We start from the raw sequence: 15,750 nt of genomic DNA, 5'->3' as shown, positions 1-15,750 counted from the left end.
TGCTGCGGGTCCAGGGGTCGCCGAAGGGTGACGAAGGGATGTCATGAGCAGGCTGAACAAGGCCGACCGGCCGTACGACGTCGTGCTCTTCGGGGCGACGGGTTTCGTCGGTGGACTCACCGCGGAGTACCTCGCCGCGCACGCGCCCGACGGGCTGCGCTGGGCGATCGCCGGGCGCAGCGAGGAGAAGCTGCGGCGGCTGCGGGAGCGGCTGCCGGGCGCGTCGGAGGTCGGCGTCCTGCGCGCCGACGTGAGCGACCCCGCCTCGCTGCGCGAACTGGCCGGACGGGCGCGCGTGGTGGCCACGACGGTGGGTCCCTACGTCCGGTACGGCGACGAGCTGGTCGCCGCCTGCGCGGAGACCGGCACGGACTATCTCGACCTCACCGGTGAGCCCGAGTTCGTGGACCTGACGTACGTGCGCCACGACGCACGCGCGCGGGAGACCGGCGCGCGGCTGGTGCATGCCTGCGGCTTCGACTCGGTACCGCACGACCTCGGCGTGCACTTCACCGTGCGGCAGCTGCCGGAGGGCGTGCCGCTCACCGTGGACGGCTTCGTCAGCGTCGACGCCGCCTTCTCGGGCGGTACCTTCGCCTCCGCGCTGGGGCAGTTGGCGCGCGGCCGGCAGCTGCGGGCCGCCGCGCGGGAACGCCGGCGGCACGAGCCGCGGCTGGTGGGCCGCCGTGCGGTGACACCGACGGGCGCGCCGCGGTTCGCCGGGGAGGTCGGCGCCTGGGCGCTGCCGCTGCCGACCATCGACGCGCAGATCGTACGGCGGTCCGCGAAGGCCCTGGACCGCTACGGCCCCGACTTCCGCTACCGCCACTACGCGGCTGTCCGGCACCTGCCCGTCGCCGTCGGCGGAGCGGCGGCGGTGGGCGCGCTGGCGGTGGCGGCCCAGGTACCGCGGGCGCGGCACTGGCTGTCCGACCGGCTCAAGCCGGGCGACGGGCCCAGCGCCGAGAAGCGGGCGCGGAGCCGGTTCTCGGTCCGTTTCGTCGGCGAGGGCGGTGGCCGGAAGGTGTTCACCGAGGTCACGGGCGGAGACCCGGGGTACGACGAGACGGCGAAGATGTTCGCCGAGGCGGCGCTCTCGCTCGCCCTCGACGAACTGCCGCCGGTGGCCGGGCAGGTCACCACGGCCGTGGCGATGGGGGACGCCCTGACCGGGCGTCTGCGGGCGGCGGGCATCGGCTTCCGGGTGGCCGCGACCCGCTGACGGACGGTTCAGGTCCGGTGCGACGGACCGGACCCTAACCCGACCATCCGGCGATCGTGTAGATCATCCCGCCGATCCACGCGACCCCGGCCGCCATGGCGAGCACCAGGCCGGCGACCACCGCCCGCTCGACCGGCCGGCCGGGTCGGTGGGCGGACTGCCGGGGTGCGCGGTGTGTCGTCATGGGCCCAGCCTGTCGCCCCTCGGGGGGCGGGCACATCCGTACGGGTACTCAGCCGGCCTGGGTGGTCCGTACGGGTGCCCGGGCCCGGCGCGGGCGGCACGACAGCACGCGGGGGCCGCACCCCCATTTGGGACTCTCACCGTGCCGGCTCATGACAGCCGGTGTCCGGGCGCGGCCAAGTCCCAAGCAGGAGTTCAATGAAATTCTTGAAGGTATGAAGTTCCTTCTAGAAGTCACCATGGACGAGGGCGCGCTCGCCGAGGACCCCACGGGCGAGTTGCAGCGCATCCTGCGGTACTGGGGCGGCAACCTGAAGCACTACGCCCTGGAGGCCGGCGACGGTTCGGCCATCTACGACTCCGCCTACCGGGAGGTGGGCCGCTGGAGCATCGAGGGTCAGGCCGGGTAGGCGGCCGACCGCAGGGCCTCGCGGCACAGGGCGTCGGCTCGGCGGGTGGTCTCCGGCAACCGGTAGGCCGGAGCCAGCGCCAGGGTGTGCGCGCAGGCGTTGTCGAGGCTCACGCGGTGGCCGACGGAGACGAAGACCGGCTTGACGCCCTCGCGCGTGCGGACGGCACGCCCGACCTCCTCGGCGCCGGCGAGCAGCGGGGCGGTACTCCCGCGCGCGGGGCCGGGATCGTCGTACGTGAAGGTGAACGGGTTCTTGGCGACGCCGATCGTGGGCAGCCCGGTGAGGACGCCGAGGTGACTGGCGAGGCCGAAGCGGCGCGGGTGGGCCAGGCCGTAACCGTCGCAGACGATCAGGCCCGGTGGGCGGGGCAGCGCGTCGAGGGCGGCCAGGACCGTCGGGATCTCGCGGAACGCCAGCAGGCCGGGCACGTAGGGGAAGGAGATCCGCCCGACGGCCGTGGCCTCGGCGACGACGTCGAGGGTCGCGGCGTCGAGGACGACGGCGGCCGCCGCGACGACGTCCCGCTCGTCGTCGTAGGCGACGTCCACGCCGGTCACCATGCCGGTGCCGGGCGGCGGGCCCGGCTCGTGCAGCACCACGCGGGCCCGCAGTCCGTCCTGGACGGCGCGGGCCCGCTCCTCGGTCGCGGGCCAGTCATCGGGGATCCGCGCGGTCACGGTCGTCATGATGGCCGCAGCCTACGGGAGCCCGGAGCGGGCTCGCGATCTTGTTCCTGCGCGAGCGGTCCCGCACCGCGGGGTGTCCCGGCCTCCGGACGCGAGGAGCCCCGCGACGGCGGGGTGGTCATCGCCGTCGCGGGGGGACCGTGCACGGATCGAGGGAGTCCCGCGGGTGGCTCCTGCGTCAGGGCCGGTGGGAGCGTGTGGAGCGCGCCACCGGGTCCGTCGCCACGGACATCGCGCCGGAGCCGGCACGGTGCCGGGAAACCTCCGCCTGAGGGCCGTGCGGCTCACTTGCCCAGCGCGCGCTGCAGTTCGCCCTTGTTCATGCTCGAACGGCCGCTGACGCCGCGGCGCTTGGCCTCCTGGTAGAGCTGGTCGTAGGTGGGCCCCTGGGGGCCCTGCCGGTTGCCCGACCGCTGGCCGCCGCGCTTGCTCGGCGACTTGTCCTGGGTGGACGTACGGCTGGCGGTCTTCGACTCGCCGGACTGGGCGCGCTCCTTGTTCACCGTCCGGGCCGCGATCTCCTTGGCGCGACCGGTGCTCTCGCCACGGCTCTCGGCGCTGTCCTTGATGTGCTCGTACTGGCGCTCCCGCTTGGGGCTCGACCCGCGTGGCATGTCCGCTCACTTCCTCTCGCATTCAGCGAACGGGTACCCACGTTACGGACGAGCACCACGCCGCGCGCGGCGTCACAGCTCCAGCCGGGCGACCCGCCCCCGCTCGCCGGCCGCCCAACAGCCCAGGTCGGGCGTGCAGTCCACGGTGTCGTACGACCCCGTGTCGAGCGTCCGCCAGGTGGTGCCGCCGTCCGTGGTGAGGTCCGTACCGGTGGGACCGACCGCGAGGGCGGCGGTGCGACTGTGCGGGAGCCAGGCGACGCCGGACCGGTAGGCCGGCGGCGGGCCGCCCGCGGGCCGCCAGGCGCGACCCCCGTCGGTGGTCCGGGCGGCGGCGCGCGGGGAGCTCTGGTCGGGGCGGTGGTCGCCGCCTACCGCGAGGCCGTGGAGGCGGTCGCGGAAGGCGAGGGCGAAGACGCCCCGGGCCGGGTCGCCCGCCGGGACCGGGACGTCGGCGGCCGTCCAGGTGAGCCCGCGGTCGGCGGAGTGCAGCACCCGCGCGCGTGCGGCGCCGCCGGTGGCCAGCCACACGTCCTTCGGTCCGGACGCCACCAGGCACTGGCCACTGGCCGCGAAGCCGGCCTCGCCCTGCTGCGCGGCGGGCATGCCGCGGCTCGGCAGCACCTTCCAGGAGCGGCCGCCGTCGCCGGTGGCCAGGATGCGGAACCTGCCGTCCACCGGATCGCTCATGGCGAGGCCGTGGCGGTGGTCGAAGAAGGTGAGGCAGTCGTAGAAGGCCCGTGTGTCGGTGTTGCGGAAGGACTCGGTCCAGGTCGCTCCGCCGTCGTCGGTGCGGTAGACGCGGGACGCCTCGCCCTCGCCGATGGCCAGGACCACGGCGCGGCGGGCGTCGAACGCCTCGACATCCCGGAACTCCAGCTCGCCGGCGCCCGGTGGCGAGACGTTCCGCCAGGTGTCGCCGCCGTCGGTGGTGCGCAGGACCGTGCCCCGGCTGCCGGCCACCCAGGCGGTGTGCCGGCTGACGGCCGCGAGCCCCCGGAACCTGGCGTCGGACACGCCGGTCGCCTTCACCTCCCAGTGCGGCGGCCGGTGCTGCGCCTGTGCGGGGGCGGCCGTCAGGGCGGCCAGGGCCGCCGCGCACACCGCTGCCGCGACCACCGCCCGGCCCCCTCCGCCGCCGGTTCGGACGGACCGTGCCGTGCGTCGCATGCTGTCCAAGCGCCTCATGGCGGGCGAAGCTAGCCCACCGCCCCGGTGCCGTCCAGAGGGCCCGGACAGCGGGCGGCTGTGCGCGCGAGTGGCGCAAGTGCCGGGCCCGGCACCCGAGGAGAGCCGTGTCACTCCCGTGCATGAACGCGGTGACAGAGGTCACTAGCTTCTCGTGTGCACGGATTGGTTGATTCCGTCGTCTCTTCCAGTGCCCGGCCCGTACACCCCCCGAGCCCGTCCAGCCGTCACGAGGGAGCAAGGCGTTGTCCACCGTCATCGAGCACCCCGTCGAGGCGCGTCTCGTCGCCGCCGCGCCGCGTATGCCGAGCATTCCCGCCACCCTGCACTACGACCGCGGCGACCCGTTCGCCGTCCGCATGACCTTCCCCGCCCCGGCCACCCTGGAAGGCGTGGAGGTCTGCTGGACCTTCTCCCGCGAACTGCTCATCTCCGGGATGCGGGAGCCGGACGGTCACGGCGACGTGCGGGTGCGGCCGTACGGGTACGACCGCACCGTCATGGAGTTCCACGCGCCCGAGGGCACGGCCGTGATCCACGTCCGTTCGGGCGAGCTGCGCCGGTTCCTGCAGGCCACCGGTGAGCTGGTGCCGGTGGGGCTGGAGCACCTCCAGCTGGATCTGGACCGCGACCTGGCGGAGTTGATGCGCGGCACCTGCTGACCGCACGGCCCCGAAGCCGAGCCGCGGAACCCCTGAACTCCGGAACCCGCCGCGGCCGTCGGCCCCGGGGGCCGGGGTCCCGACGAGCCCGGCTGAGGGAGGAGGCGGTGCCGGGGCCGACCCCTCCCGGCCCCGGCTGACGAGGGACGTGCCCGTTCAGCCGCCCGTCGACGCCACGGTTCGTGCCGTCTCGGCGCTCACGGCGCCCCACACCTCGCCGACGATCTTCCGCAGCCCGGGTGCCGCCGCCCCGCTGCGTCCGGTCAGCTCCGCGATCCTGCGTTCGCGACGCGCGCCCCTCACGACGGGTCCGAGGGTGCGCAGTTCCGCGGCGGCCGCCAGCGCGGCCACGGCCGCGTCCCGCTCGGACACCTCCCCGGCCGGTACCGGGCCCTCGATGGCGTACCGCGTCTCCTCGCGCAGGACCTGCGCGGCGGCGGTCCGCGCGAGCACGTGCTCCACCGACGGGAAGACGCCCAGGACGCGCTTCTTGCGGGCGCGCAGATACCCGTCGGCCACCAACTGCTCCCGGACGGCGTCGAAGGTGACATGGGCGTGCAGCCTCACCCAGGTGCGCCACCGGTGCGGCATCGACGCGCGGACGAGGTCCAGCACCCCGTCGAGGACCGTGTCCGCGGTGCGTGAGTCCAGGTCGACGGGGGTGGCGATGCCCTCGTCGTCGACGAGCAGACCGCGCTGGGCCAGCTCGGTGAGCGCGCCGGCCCGCACCAGATGGTGCACCCGGGCGGTGTCACCGGCCCCGGGCCGCGCGGGGTCCCAGGCCAGCAGGCAGAGCCGGGCCGGCAGTGAGAGCGAGCCGTTGGGCACGGGACCTCCTCGGAGTCGTGGAACGGGGCGGGACCGGACCGGGGACCGGTCCGTAAAGGCGTTGACAGCCCACCCTGCCCCTCCTACGTTGTACAACGCTTCTGTTGCCGCCGATCGGAGAAGGACGTTGCTCGTCTGAGGGTCGAGACATCGCGCCACACCCGTCACGGGTGTGTACGCCGCGTGCGACCTCGGCGTTCGAGCCGTCCTTGCGGAACAGGGCCTTCTCCTGCCCGGTGCTCCCGGGACCCTCCTTTCCGCGCCCCACGGCGGTCGCCGCCTCCGGTGTCTCGATACGCGTGTGCCCCTGACCGCATCGAGCAACCACGGAGACCCCGCATGTCTGCTTCCCTCACCTGTACCTCCCTCTCCTTCGCCTGGCCGGACGGCACCCCCGTCTTCGAAGGACTCGACGCCGCGTTCGGCCCCGGCAGGACCGGGCTCGTCGGAGTCAACGGGTCCGGCAAGTCGACCCTGTTGAAGCTCCTCGCCGGACGGCTCGCCCCGGCCGACGGCACCGTCCACGTCTCCGGCGAGGTCGGTCATCTCCCGCAGAACGTCACGCTGGACACCGCGTCGCGGGTCGACGAGGCGCTCGGCATCGCCGCGCGGCGGACCGCGCTGCACGCCATCGAGGCCGGTGACGTGGCCGAGGAGCACTTCGAGACCGTCGGCGACGACTGGGACGTCGAGGAGCGGGCCCTCGCCACGCTCGGCGAACTCGGCCTCGGCCACGTGGGGCTGGACCGCACCGTCGGCGAGGTCTCGGGCGGGGAGTCGGTGCTGCTGCGGCTGGCCGCGCTGCTGCTGCGCCGGCCCGACGTCCTGCTGCTGGACGAGCCCACCAACAACCTCGATCGGTACGCGCGCGGACGGCTGTACGCGGCCGTCGAGAGCTGGCCGGGCCCGATGGTCGTGGTCAGTCACGACCGGGAGCTGCTGGAACGCGTCGACCAGATCGCCGACCTGCGCTCCGGCGCGATCACCTGGTACGGCGGCCGCTTCTCGGCGTACGAGGAGGCGCTGGCGGTGGAGCAGGAGGCGGCCGAGCGGATGGTGCGGGTCGCCGAGTCGGACCTGCGCAGGCAGAAGCGCGAGCTGACCGACGCCCACGTGACCCTGGCCCGGCGCAAGCGGTACGGCCAGAAGATGTACGACACCAAGCGCGAGCCCCGCGCCGTGATGCGGCTGCGCAAGCGCTCCGCGCAGGAGTCCGCCGGCAAGTACCGCGTCATGCACGAGGAGAAGCTCACCGAGGCCAGGGAGCGGCTCGGCGAAGCGGAACGGGCGGTGCGGGACGACGACGAGATCCGCGTCGACCTGCCGTACACGGCCGTGCCGGCGGGCCGGTCGGTGCTCACCCTGCGGGAGCTGGAACTCGCGCACGGCAGAAGGGTGAAGGGCGGCCTCGACCTGCACGGCCCCGAGCGGATCGCGCTGACCGGGCGCAACGGCGCGGGCAAGACGACGCTGCTGCGCACGATCGCCGGGGAGCTGGAGCCGGTGTCCGGCGAGGCGACGGTCCACGTCCCGCTGCGGTTGCTGCCGCAGCGCCTGGACGTCCTCGACGGCGAGCTCAGCGTCGCCGAGAACGTGGCCCGGTTCGCGCCGGGCGCCACCGACAACCGGATCCGGGCGCTGCTGGCCCGCTTCCTGTTCCGGGGCGCCCGCGCCGACCAGCGGGCGGCGACGCTGTCGGGCGGGGAACTCTTCCGGGCGACGCTGGCGGCGCTGATGCTGGCCGAGCCCGCTCCGCAGCTGCTGGTACTGGACGAGCCGACGAACAACCTCGACCTGGCGAGCGTCCGGCAGCTCACCACCGCGCTGGAGTCGTACGAAGGGGCGCTGCTCGTGGCCAGCCACGACCTGCCGTTCCTGGACTCGATCGGCATCACCCGCCGGCTGCTCATGGAAGGGGGCGAACTGAAGGACATCGAGCCGGAAGCCGCCGGGTGATCCGGGCGGCGCCCGCGGGCCCGGCACGGCGGAGCGCCCCGGGGACGACGGGGGTTCCCTCCGCCGCGCCCCGGCTGCATGATGGCCACCGGCGCCGCACCACGGGCGCCGGACCGCCGGCACCGACACGAAAGGCCCCGTGGGCCCAGCAAGAAGGCCCTCGTCCGCCGACCCGGCCCTCGGCTGACCGACGGACTGGGGTGCCGCACCTGAGGTCCGCGGTCACCGCGCTGCCGGACGGGACGGTCCTCGGGTACCTCCCGATGACGGACGTCCCGTCGCCACTCCCCCGGCTCCTGCGGGTGGCGGAGGAGTCCGGCGCGCACGTGGTGCCGCCCGGGGGCGACCGGCGACTGTCCGAGCAGCTGCGGGGTTGTGTGACGTGCCTCTCGGTTCGGCTCCGGGAGCTGTACGGCTGAGCCCCGCGCACGTCACCCGTTCGGCCCTGGGACCTGCGTGTCTCGGCGGCGCGCCGCACCCCGGTGGACGGTGCTGATCAGCGGCCTTTACAGTGCATTTAACCTACGGTCTCGTAACCTACGGTTTCGTAGCCTACGATCCCGTAAGTTCCCGGCACCGCTCGCCGGACGCATTCCGCTTAGTCGCACGTCCCCTGGAGTTCTCTGTGACGATCGTCTCCCCGCACCTCGGCAGTTCCGCCGAATGGACCGACGCCCGGCTGCTGTACGCGTTGGAAGAAGTGGTCGAGACCGAACTGAACCGGCACCTGAAGGTCGCCAAGGACTGGATGCCGCACGAGTACGTGCCCTGGTCCGACGGCCGGAACTTCCCCGGGGTCTTCGAGGACGGCGAGGCCTGGGCGAAGGACCAGTCCAAGGTCACCGACATCGGTCGGATCGCCCTCGTGGTCAACCTGCTGACCGAGGACAACCTGCCCAGCTACCACCACGAGATCGCGAGCCTCTTCGGCCGCGACGGCGCCTGGGGGACCTGGGTGCACCGCTGGACCGCCGAGGAGGGCCGCCACGGCATCGTGATGCGCGACTACCTGCTCGCCTCGCGCGCCGTGGACCCGGACCAGCTGGAGCAGTTCCGGATGGCCCACATGAGCGAGGGCTTCGAGTCGGACAACCGGCACTCCATGCTGCACTCGGTGGCCTACGTCGCCTTCCAGGAGTTGGCCACCCGCATCTCGCACCGCAACACGGGCCACCAGTCCGGCGACCCGGTCTGCGACCGCATGCTGGCCCGCATCGCGACCGACGAGAACCTGCACATGGTCTTCTACCGGAACCTGCTCAAGGCCGCCTTCGAGCTGGCGCCCGACCTGACGATGCAGGCGGTGCGGGACGTGGTCGTGAACTTCCGGATGCCCGGTCACGGCATGCCCGGCTTCGAGCGGGCCGCCGCGCAGATGGCGATCGGCGAGGTCTACAACCTGCGCATCCACCACGACGACGTCATCCAGCCGGTGCTGCGCTTCCTGAAGATCATGGAGATCGACGGCCTGGGCCCCGAGGGGCAGCAGGCGCAGGAGGAGCTGGGGCTGTACATGGGCGGGCTGGACGCGGAGGCCTCCAAGTTCGACGAGAAGCTCGCGGCGCGCAAGGCGCGGATGGCGACCCGGGCGGCGGGCTGACCGACCCGGCCCCGCCCGTCCCGCCGTGACGGCGCGGCGGGCGGGGCTCAGTACGTGGTGCGGCGCAGCGCCAGCCGTTCCTTCTCCGACAGCCCGCCCCAGACGCCGAAGCGTTCGTCGTTGTCGAGCGCGTACTCCAGGCAGGCCGAGCGGATCGGGCAGAGGGCGCAGATCCGCTTGGCGTCGCGGACGGAACTGCCGGGCTCGGGGAAGAAGAAGTCGCCCCCGGTCTGTGCGCACAACGCCTCCTGCTGCCAGGCGAGGTCGTCGGGCGTCGCGATCGTCTCGATGTGCATGCTCAGAGCGTGCCGGACGGCGAAAAACGTACGATCAACACGCGATCAACGCCGCGGGGACGGGCCTGCGGCCGACCCGATGGTCCCCCGCCACGGACGCGGGCGCACGGCGGCGCGCGGGAGCGGCCGTCGGTGGCCGGTGCGAGACTCGGCAGAGCAGGCAGCGGGTCCCTTCCGAGGAGGGCGATGATGCTCACCACCCGATACGTCACCGGCGCCCCGAACTGGATCGATGTCGCCACCTCCGACCTGGACGGCGCCGCTTCCTTCTACGGCGGCCTCTTCGGCTGGCGGCTCCGGTCGGCGGGCCCCGGAGCCGGGGAGTACGGCCTCTTCGAGCTGGACGGCCGGATCGTGGCCGGCGGCACGCGGCCGGCGCCGGAGCAGGGCCCGTCGTCCTGGACGGTGTACTTCCAGAGCCATGACGCGGCGGCAGCCGCCGACGCCTCGGAACGGGCCCGCGGCGGTGTGCTCGTGCGCCCGACGGACGTACGGGACCAGGGCACTGCGGCGATCCTCACCGACCGGGGCGGAGCGCGGTTCGGCCTCTGGCAGCCGGGGCGACTGGGCGGCCTCGGCGTGGCCGGCGAGAGCGGCGCGCTGTGCTGGGTCGAGCTGTACACGGCGGACGTCGCCGCCGCCGCCGCGTACTACCGCGCGGTGCTGGGGCTGGAGACCTCCGCCGTCCGCTTCCCCGGCGCGGGCGCGTACACCTGCGTGAACCCGGCCGGGGAGGGCGAGGAGAGCATGTTCGGCGGCGTGGTTCCGCTCGCCGGCGACCCCGTGGAGACGGACGCCCACTGGCTGCCGTACTTCGCGGTGGACGACGCGGACGCCGCGGTGGCCCGGGCCGGGCGGCTGGGCGGCACGGTGCGGATGCCGGCCACGGACGTCGAGGGCGTCGGGCGCCTCGCCCGGCTCGCCGACCCGTACGGCGCGCGCTTCGCGGTGCTCAGACCGTCGCCGGGCAAGGCTTAGGCCGCTCCGCGGCGACCTGTCGCCCACCCTACGAGCACGGACGGAAGCGCCGGGCCGGCCGGGTCCGGGCCCCGCCGGGCCGACCGGAACCCCGCCTCGCCGGGTCGGCCGAGCGGGACGGCGGCGGCTTGGCCAGGGGCGGGTGCGTCGGTCGCGCGGGCGAGCCGGCCGGCGCGTCCGTAGCCGCGGGGGCCGGCCGGACGGGTGTCCCCGGTGCGGCGGTGGTCGCCCGGGGCGGTCCTCCGGCCCCGGTCACCGCCTCACGCGGTCGCGCGGCGGATCAGCGTGGTCGGCAGCACGACCCCCGACGACGTGTCCGCCACGGTCGCCCCGCCCTCCCCGGCCACGGCGTCAGGGTCCAGGCCGCGCAGCAGCAGGCGGGCCATCAGCCGCCCCATCCCCTCGATGTCCTGACGGACCGTCGTCAGCGGCGGGTCGGTCTGCTCGGCGACGGGCAGCATGTCGTCGAAGCCGACCACGGCCACGTCGTCCGGCACCCGCCGGCCGCTCTCCCGCAGCACCCGCAGGGCGCCCGCCGCGGTGAGGTCGTTGGCCGCGAACACGGCGTCCAGGTCGGGGCACCGGTCGAGCAGCTCCCGCATCGCGCGCTCCCCGCCACCCGCGGTGAAGTCCCCGCGCGCGACCAGCTCCGGGCCGGCGTCCGCCCGGAGGTCACGGAAGCCGGCGAGCCGGTCGGCCGCGGAGGTCTGGTCGAGCGGGCCGGTGATGTGCGCGATGCGGTCGCGGCCGAGGCCGGCCAGGTGGCGGACGGCGGCACGGGCGCCGCCGCGGTTGTCGCTGTCCACGTACACCGCGCCGTCCCGGCCGTCGTCCCAGCCGGGCCTGCCGCCGAACACGGTCGGCAGGCCGGCGCTGCGGACCAGGCCGGGCAGCGGGTCGTCGAGGTGCAGGGAGAAGACGAGGGCCCCGTCGACGTGTCCGCCGGCCAGATAGCGCCCGACCCGGGCGTGGTCCTCGCGGCCCTCCGTGAGCAGCAGCACGAGCTGGTTGTCGTGCGCCGTCAGTTCCTTGCTGATGCCGCGCAGTTGCTGGGCGAAGTAGGGGTCGTCGAAGACCCTGGCCTCCGGTTCGGCGGCCACCACGGCCACGGCGTCGTGCCGCCTGGTGACCAGGCTGCGGGCGGCCTGGTTGGGCACGTAGCCCAGTTCCTCCACCGCGCGCCGGACCCGCTCGGCCAGCGCGTCCCGCACCCCCTGCGCCCCGTTGACCACCCGGGACACGGTGGCCCGCGAGACCCCGGCGTGCTCGGCCACGGCCTCCAGGGTGGGACGCGGCGCTGTCTGGCTCACTTCGGGCTCCTCGTCGGGCGGCTGCCGCCAGGATAGCGGCAGCCCCGCGAGGGAGAGAGCGCTCTCGACGCCCCTCAGTGGTGGTGGGCGTGCGCGTCCGGGGAGGCCCCCTCGGCCCCCTCCGGGGCACTCTTCGCTCCGCTCGCGGCGCCCTCCGGCTGCCCGTGCGGGTGCTCGTGCGGGTCGTAGCCGGGGATCGTGCCGTCCGTCTTCTTCACCAGGAACAGCCCCACCATGCCCATGTCGGAGTGGCTCTGCACGTGGCAGTGGTACATCCACGCCCCGGCGCCGACCCCCTCCCCCGCGATGATCTGGAAGCCGAAGGAGTCCGCCGGGCCGGTGATCTTGTTGTCGATGACCTGGCTCGGGTCGTCGGGACCGGTGAGCATGCCGGTGCGGTTGTCGGCCCAGCGGTGACCGTGCATGTGGAAGGTGTGGTAGTACTCGCCGTGCGTGATCATGACGATCTCGACGCGGTCGCCCACGGTGGCCTCGAAGTTGGGGCCCGTGTGCGGCTTCTGGTTGTTGATCAGCATGTCGTTGAAGACGATGGTGTGTGTCGCGTCCGGCAGCACGTCGCCCTTGCGGCGCACGATCACCGGCCCGTACAGGCCCTTGCGGATGCCTCCGGTGCCGTGTTCGGTGCCGACGACGTGGTCGTGGTAGTGCCAGTACCCCGCGCTGCCCGCCCGCCAGGTGCCGTCCGCGCGGCGGCCCGGCTTGTGGGTGCGCCAGGTGTAGGTGCGGGTGCCGCCGGGCTCGACGTCGCTCTTGTTCGCGGCGGTGCCGTCGCTGGAGATCTCGTAGTCCAGGCCGTGGACGTGCAGACTCGCCCGTACGTCCATCGTGTTCGTGAACTCGATGTGCAGCGTGTCGCCCTCGTTCAGCTCGATCAGCGGGCCGGGGATGGACGCCTTGCCCTTCTCGAGGCCGTAGCCCATCTGACCGTCGGGCAGCGTCTCGGCGTACATCTTGATGTGCTTCACCTCGCCCCCGGCCGGTGCCGTCCCGGCGGTGACGGCCTGCGCCGCGCCGGCCGCGCCCGCGGTCTCGGGAGCGATGGACAACGATGTCGCGACGGCTGCGCCGCCCAGCAGTACCCGTCGGTTGAAGCCTCGCCTGTCCATGCCGAACTCCCCACGCTGACCCGGTGTTTGCGCAGACGCAGCCGTGATTGGCTGTGATGAACCTGTGGGACGGTACCGGCTGCGACGGCGTTTATCCACACTCAGGACAAAGTTGGTTCCATCCCGGTCATACCTATTGGCGAACCGCGCAAAGAGGTCTAGCTTCCTTGGCGCTGCTGCCGTGACCGAGGAGGTGCCCATGCCCTTGAGAGGGTTGAGCGCAAGGAGAAGAGGCTGGGCGGCGTTCGCGACCGCCGGTTTCGTCGCCGCGGGACTGCTGTCTGGCCCCACAGCAAGCGCACGTCCGGCGCCGGATCCATCCCTGACAACGATGTCGATCAAGTCGCCGCCGGGCGGCGCGAACGTACGGGTGCTGATCTTCTACGGGTCCGCCGCGGCCGGGGACGAGTCCCCGGTCGTCAACGCCGGGATCGCCGCCATCGAGCGGATCGGGCTGACCGGCCCGGAGAAGGAGCGCTTCACGGTCGAGGCGACCGACAACGCCTCCGTCTTCACCAACGAGAAGAGGCTCGGCCGCTTCAACGCGGTCGTGTTCCTGACCGGCGGCGGTGACGTGCTCGATCCGGCTCAGGAAGCGGGGCTGGAGGCGTACATGGAGGCCGGCGGCGGGTTCGTCGGCGTCCACGACGCGGCCCGCGCGGAGCCGTACTCGGACTGGTTCACCGGTCTGGTCGGCGCCCGGCCGGCCGCCTCGAGCCCGAAGACGGTCCAGCGGGCCACCGTCGAGGTCGGTGACCGGCGCCACCCGGCCACCAAGGACCTGCCGACGCAGTGGAAGCGGCCCGACACCTGGCTGAACTGGGCGAAGAACCCGTCCGGCGACGTCCACACCGTCGCCCGGGTGCGCGAGTCGACGTACCAGCCGGGTGCCGGCGCCAACGGCTGGGACCACCCGGTCAGCTGGTGCCGGGACTACGACGGCGGCCGGTCCTTCTACACCGGCATGGGCGGCACGGTGTCGTCCTACGACGAGACCGACTTCCGCGCCCACCTGCGCGGCGCCCTGATGTGGACGACGCGGCTGGCGCAGGCCGACTGCAAGGCCACCATCACCGGCAACTACCAGGCCGAGCGGCTCACCCAGGCCAACCAGCCCGGCCAGAACGACCAGATCGGCGAACCGCACGGCCTGGTCACCGCGCCCGACGGCCGCGTCTTCTACATCGGACGCGGCGGCGCCGACTCCTCCAAGCCCGTGATCACCGACTGGAACAACCCCGACATCGGCAAGGGCACGGGCGAGGTCCACGTCTGGGACCCGAAGACCAAGAAGGTCACCCTCGCGGGCGCGCTGACCGTCTTCGGCAACAAGGGCGGCGGCGACGAGCTGGTCAAGGTCGAGGAGGGCCTGCTCGGCATCGAGCTGGACCCGCGGTTCACGGAGAACGGCTGGGTGTACCTGCACTACACGCCGCACTCCCGGATCAACCGCGACACCCACATGGCGGAGCGACGGGTCTCCCGCTTCACGCTGGACCGGGCGACGAACAAGCTGGACCTGGGCAGCGAGAAGGTGCTGCTGAAGTGGCCGGTGCAGATCCACAGCTGCTGCCACGCGGGCGGCGGGATGGCCTGGGACTCCAAGGGCAACCTGTACATCGCGACCGGTGACAACAACTCCAGTGGCTTCAGCGACGGTTACTCGGGCAACAACCCGCAGCCCAACTTCAAGGGCGTCTCCTTCGCCGACGCGCGCCGCACCGCCGGCAACACCAACAACCTCAACGGCAAGATCCTGCGCATCCACCCGGAGCCGGACGGCACCTACACGCTGCCCGAGGGCAACCTGTTCACCGGGAAGGAGACCGCCGAGGGCGGTGGCAAGACGCGTGGGGAGATCTACGTGATGGGTGTGCGCAACCCGGCGCGCATCTCCGTCGACAAGGCCACCGACACCCTGTACGCGGGCTGGGTCGGCCCGGACGCCGGCGCCCCCTCGACGACGTGGGGTCCGGCGAAGTACGACACGTTCGCCACCATCACCAAGGCGAGCAACCGCGGCTGGCCGTACTGCATGGGCAACAAGCAGCCGTACCGGGACCGGAACCTGCCGGACCCGACCAAGCCGCTGGGCTGGTACGACTGCGACGCCCCGAAGAACGAGTCGCCGAACAACGACGGCCTGGTCAACCTGCCGCCGGTGACCGGCAACAACATCTGGTACTCGCCGCAGGGCGGCGGCCCCGACTTCCCGCGCGACGAGAACGGCATCCCGTCGTACAAGCAGGACGAGGCCACCTACCGGCTGCCCTGGCTCAAGGGCGGCGGCCAGGCCGCGATGAACGGCCCGCTCTACCGCTTCGACGCGGACAGCACCAGTGAGACCAAGTGGCCCGCGTACTGGGACGGCAAGTGGTTCGTCGGGGACTTCTACGACTCCGACCAGCCGCGCAACGCGGTGCTGATGGACCCGAAGACACAGGGCGACGGCGGTCTGCCGGTGCACTCGGAGTCGCTGAAGAGGATCGTGCCGATCGGCAACGACGGCATCAAGAACCTGATGGGCTGGAAGTTCGGCCCGGACGGCGCGCTGTACGTCCTCGACTACGGCCGCGGCTTCTTCACCTCGGACTCCAAGTCGGCCCTGTGGCGGGTCACCTACAAGGGCGGCGGGCCGACGCCGGCCGCCGGACAGCTGGCGAGGGGGTCCGAGTGATACGCCAACG

15 protein-coding genes and 1 pseudogene are annotated in these 15,750 nt (G+C 73.1%); 8 read left to right on the top strand and 8 right to left on the bottom strand.

Annotated elements, in window-relative coordinates:
- Nucleotides 1–43: 43 nt before the first annotated feature.
- A complete protein-coding gene (locus ACZ6EG_RS18535) occupies nt 44–1,222 on the top strand; it encodes a saccharopine dehydrogenase family protein (RefSeq protein ID WP_391972397.1) in 1,179 nt (392 codons plus the stop codon).
- A gap of 34 nt (nt 1,223–1,256) precedes the next feature.
- Here ACZ6EG_RS18535 and mmpA read toward each other — a convergent pair whose 3' ends face one another.
- Complete coding sequence (gene mmpA / locus ACZ6EG_RS18530; protein WP_356610817.1) at nt 1,257–1,406, bottom strand: morphogenic membrane protein MmpA; 150 nt, start codon at nt 1,404–1,406, stop codon at nt 1,257–1,259.
- A 214-nt stretch (nt 1,407–1,620) separates the two neighbouring features.
- Between mmpA and ACZ6EG_RS18525 the strand changes: the two genes are divergently transcribed.
- On the top strand, nt 1,621–1,815 hold the full coding sequence (locus ACZ6EG_RS18525) for a hypothetical protein (protein ID WP_391972398.1): 195 nt from the start codon (nt 1,621–1,623) through the stop codon (nt 1,813–1,815).
- Here the strand turns inward: ACZ6EG_RS18525 and ACZ6EG_RS18520 are convergent.
- The 3 genes from ACZ6EG_RS18520 to ACZ6EG_RS18510 form a co-directional block, all read right to left on the bottom strand.
- Nucleotides 1,803–2,504 (bottom strand): endonuclease V, encoded by a 702-nt coding sequence (locus tag ACZ6EG_RS18520; RefSeq protein WP_361018293.1) that lies wholly within the window; start codon nt 2,502–2,504, stop codon nt 1,803–1,805. The genes ACZ6EG_RS18525 and ACZ6EG_RS18520 overlap by 13 nt on opposite strands.
- A 284-nt stretch (nt 2,505–2,788) precedes the next feature.
- Nucleotides 2,789–3,118: a plasmid stabilization protein gene (locus ACZ6EG_RS18515; protein ID WP_356610820.1), complete on the bottom strand. Its 330-nt coding sequence runs from the start codon at nt 3,116–3,118 to the stop codon at nt 2,789–2,791.
- 72 nt (nt 3,119–3,190) lie between these two features.
- Nucleotides 3,191–4,288: an oxidoreductase gene (locus ACZ6EG_RS18510; RefSeq protein WP_469605737.1), complete on the bottom strand. Its 1,098-nt coding sequence runs from the start codon at nt 4,286–4,288 to the stop codon at nt 3,191–3,193.
- 263 nt (nt 4,289–4,551) lie between these two features.
- On the opposite strand from ACZ6EG_RS18510, the gene ssgD reads away from it, so the two are divergent.
- Nucleotides 4,552–4,968, top strand: a complete 417-nt coding sequence (gene ssgD, locus ACZ6EG_RS18505) for a spore wall synthesis regulator SsgD (protein ID WP_356610824.1) — start codon at nt 4,552–4,554, stop codon at nt 4,966–4,968.
- 156 nt (nt 4,969–5,124) lie between these two features.
- Here ssgD and ACZ6EG_RS18500 read toward each other — a convergent pair whose 3' ends face one another.
- Entirely contained in the window at nt 5,125–5,796 is a 672-nt protein-coding gene (locus tag ACZ6EG_RS18500) for a GOLPH3/VPS74 family protein (RefSeq protein ID WP_469605734.1), read from the bottom strand.
- A gap of 339 nt (nt 5,797–6,135) precedes the next feature.
- Here ACZ6EG_RS18500 and ACZ6EG_RS18495 point away from each other — a divergent pair, with 339 nt between their 5' ends.
- The 3 genes and pseudogenes from ACZ6EG_RS18495 to ACZ6EG_RS18485 all read left to right on the top strand — a co-directional run bounded on the left by ACZ6EG_RS18495 (nt 6,136) and on the right by ACZ6EG_RS18485 (nt 9,352).
- Nucleotides 6,136–7,752: an ABC-F family ATP-binding cassette domain-containing protein gene (locus ACZ6EG_RS18495; protein WP_469605731.1), complete on the top strand. Its 1,617-nt coding sequence runs from the start codon at nt 6,136–6,138 to the stop codon at nt 7,750–7,752.
- Between the two features lie 200 nt (nt 7,753–7,952).
- A pseudogene (locus ACZ6EG_RS18490) lies at nt 7,953–8,171 on the top strand (N(G),N(G)-dimethylarginine dimethylaminohydrolase); the annotation flags it as partial.
- A gap of 206 nt (nt 8,172–8,377) precedes the next feature.
- Nucleotides 8,378–9,352 (top strand): acyl-ACP desaturase, encoded by a 975-nt coding sequence (locus ACZ6EG_RS18485; RefSeq protein ID WP_391972402.1) that lies wholly within the window; start codon nt 8,378–8,380, stop codon nt 9,350–9,352.
- A gap of 47 nt (nt 9,353–9,399) precedes the next feature.
- On the opposite strand, the gene ACZ6EG_RS18480 is transcribed toward ACZ6EG_RS18485, so the two are convergent.
- Nucleotides 9,400–9,648: a WhiB family transcriptional regulator gene (locus tag ACZ6EG_RS18480; protein ID WP_356610831.1), complete on the bottom strand. Its 249-nt coding sequence runs from the start codon at nt 9,646–9,648 to the stop codon at nt 9,400–9,402.
- A gap of 189 nt (nt 9,649–9,837) precedes the next feature.
- Between ACZ6EG_RS18480 and ACZ6EG_RS18475 the strand changes: the two genes are divergently transcribed.
- Nucleotides 9,838–10,626: a VOC family protein gene (locus tag ACZ6EG_RS18475; protein WP_469605726.1), complete on the top strand. Its 789-nt coding sequence runs from the start codon at nt 9,838–9,840 to the stop codon at nt 10,624–10,626.
- Nucleotides 10,627–10,886: 260 nt separating this feature from the next.
- Here ACZ6EG_RS18475 and ACZ6EG_RS18470 read toward each other — a convergent pair whose 3' ends face one another.
- The gene (locus ACZ6EG_RS18470) at nt 10,887–11,936 is read right to left on the bottom strand and encodes a LacI family DNA-binding transcriptional regulator (protein ID WP_391972404.1); all 1,050 of its coding nucleotides are present in this window, start codon (nt 11,934–11,936) and stop codon (nt 10,887–10,889) included.
- Between the two features lie 74 nt (nt 11,937–12,010).
- Nucleotides 12,011–13,063 (bottom strand): multicopper oxidase domain-containing protein, encoded by a 1,053-nt coding sequence (locus tag ACZ6EG_RS18465; RefSeq protein WP_391972405.1) that lies wholly within the window; start codon nt 13,061–13,063, stop codon nt 12,011–12,013.
- A gap of 199 nt (nt 13,064–13,262) precedes the next feature.
- Here ACZ6EG_RS18465 and ACZ6EG_RS18460 point away from each other — a divergent pair, with 199 nt between their 5' ends.
- Entirely contained in the window at nt 13,263–15,740 is a 2,478-nt protein-coding gene (locus tag ACZ6EG_RS18460) for a ThuA domain-containing protein (protein ID WP_391972406.1), read from the top strand.
- Nucleotides 15,741–15,750 lie beyond the last annotated feature (10 nt).

The sequence above is a fragment of the Streptomyces sp. NPDC041968 genome (genome assembly GCF_055589025.1).
This window is presented reverse-complemented; position numbering and strand designations above follow the sequence as displayed.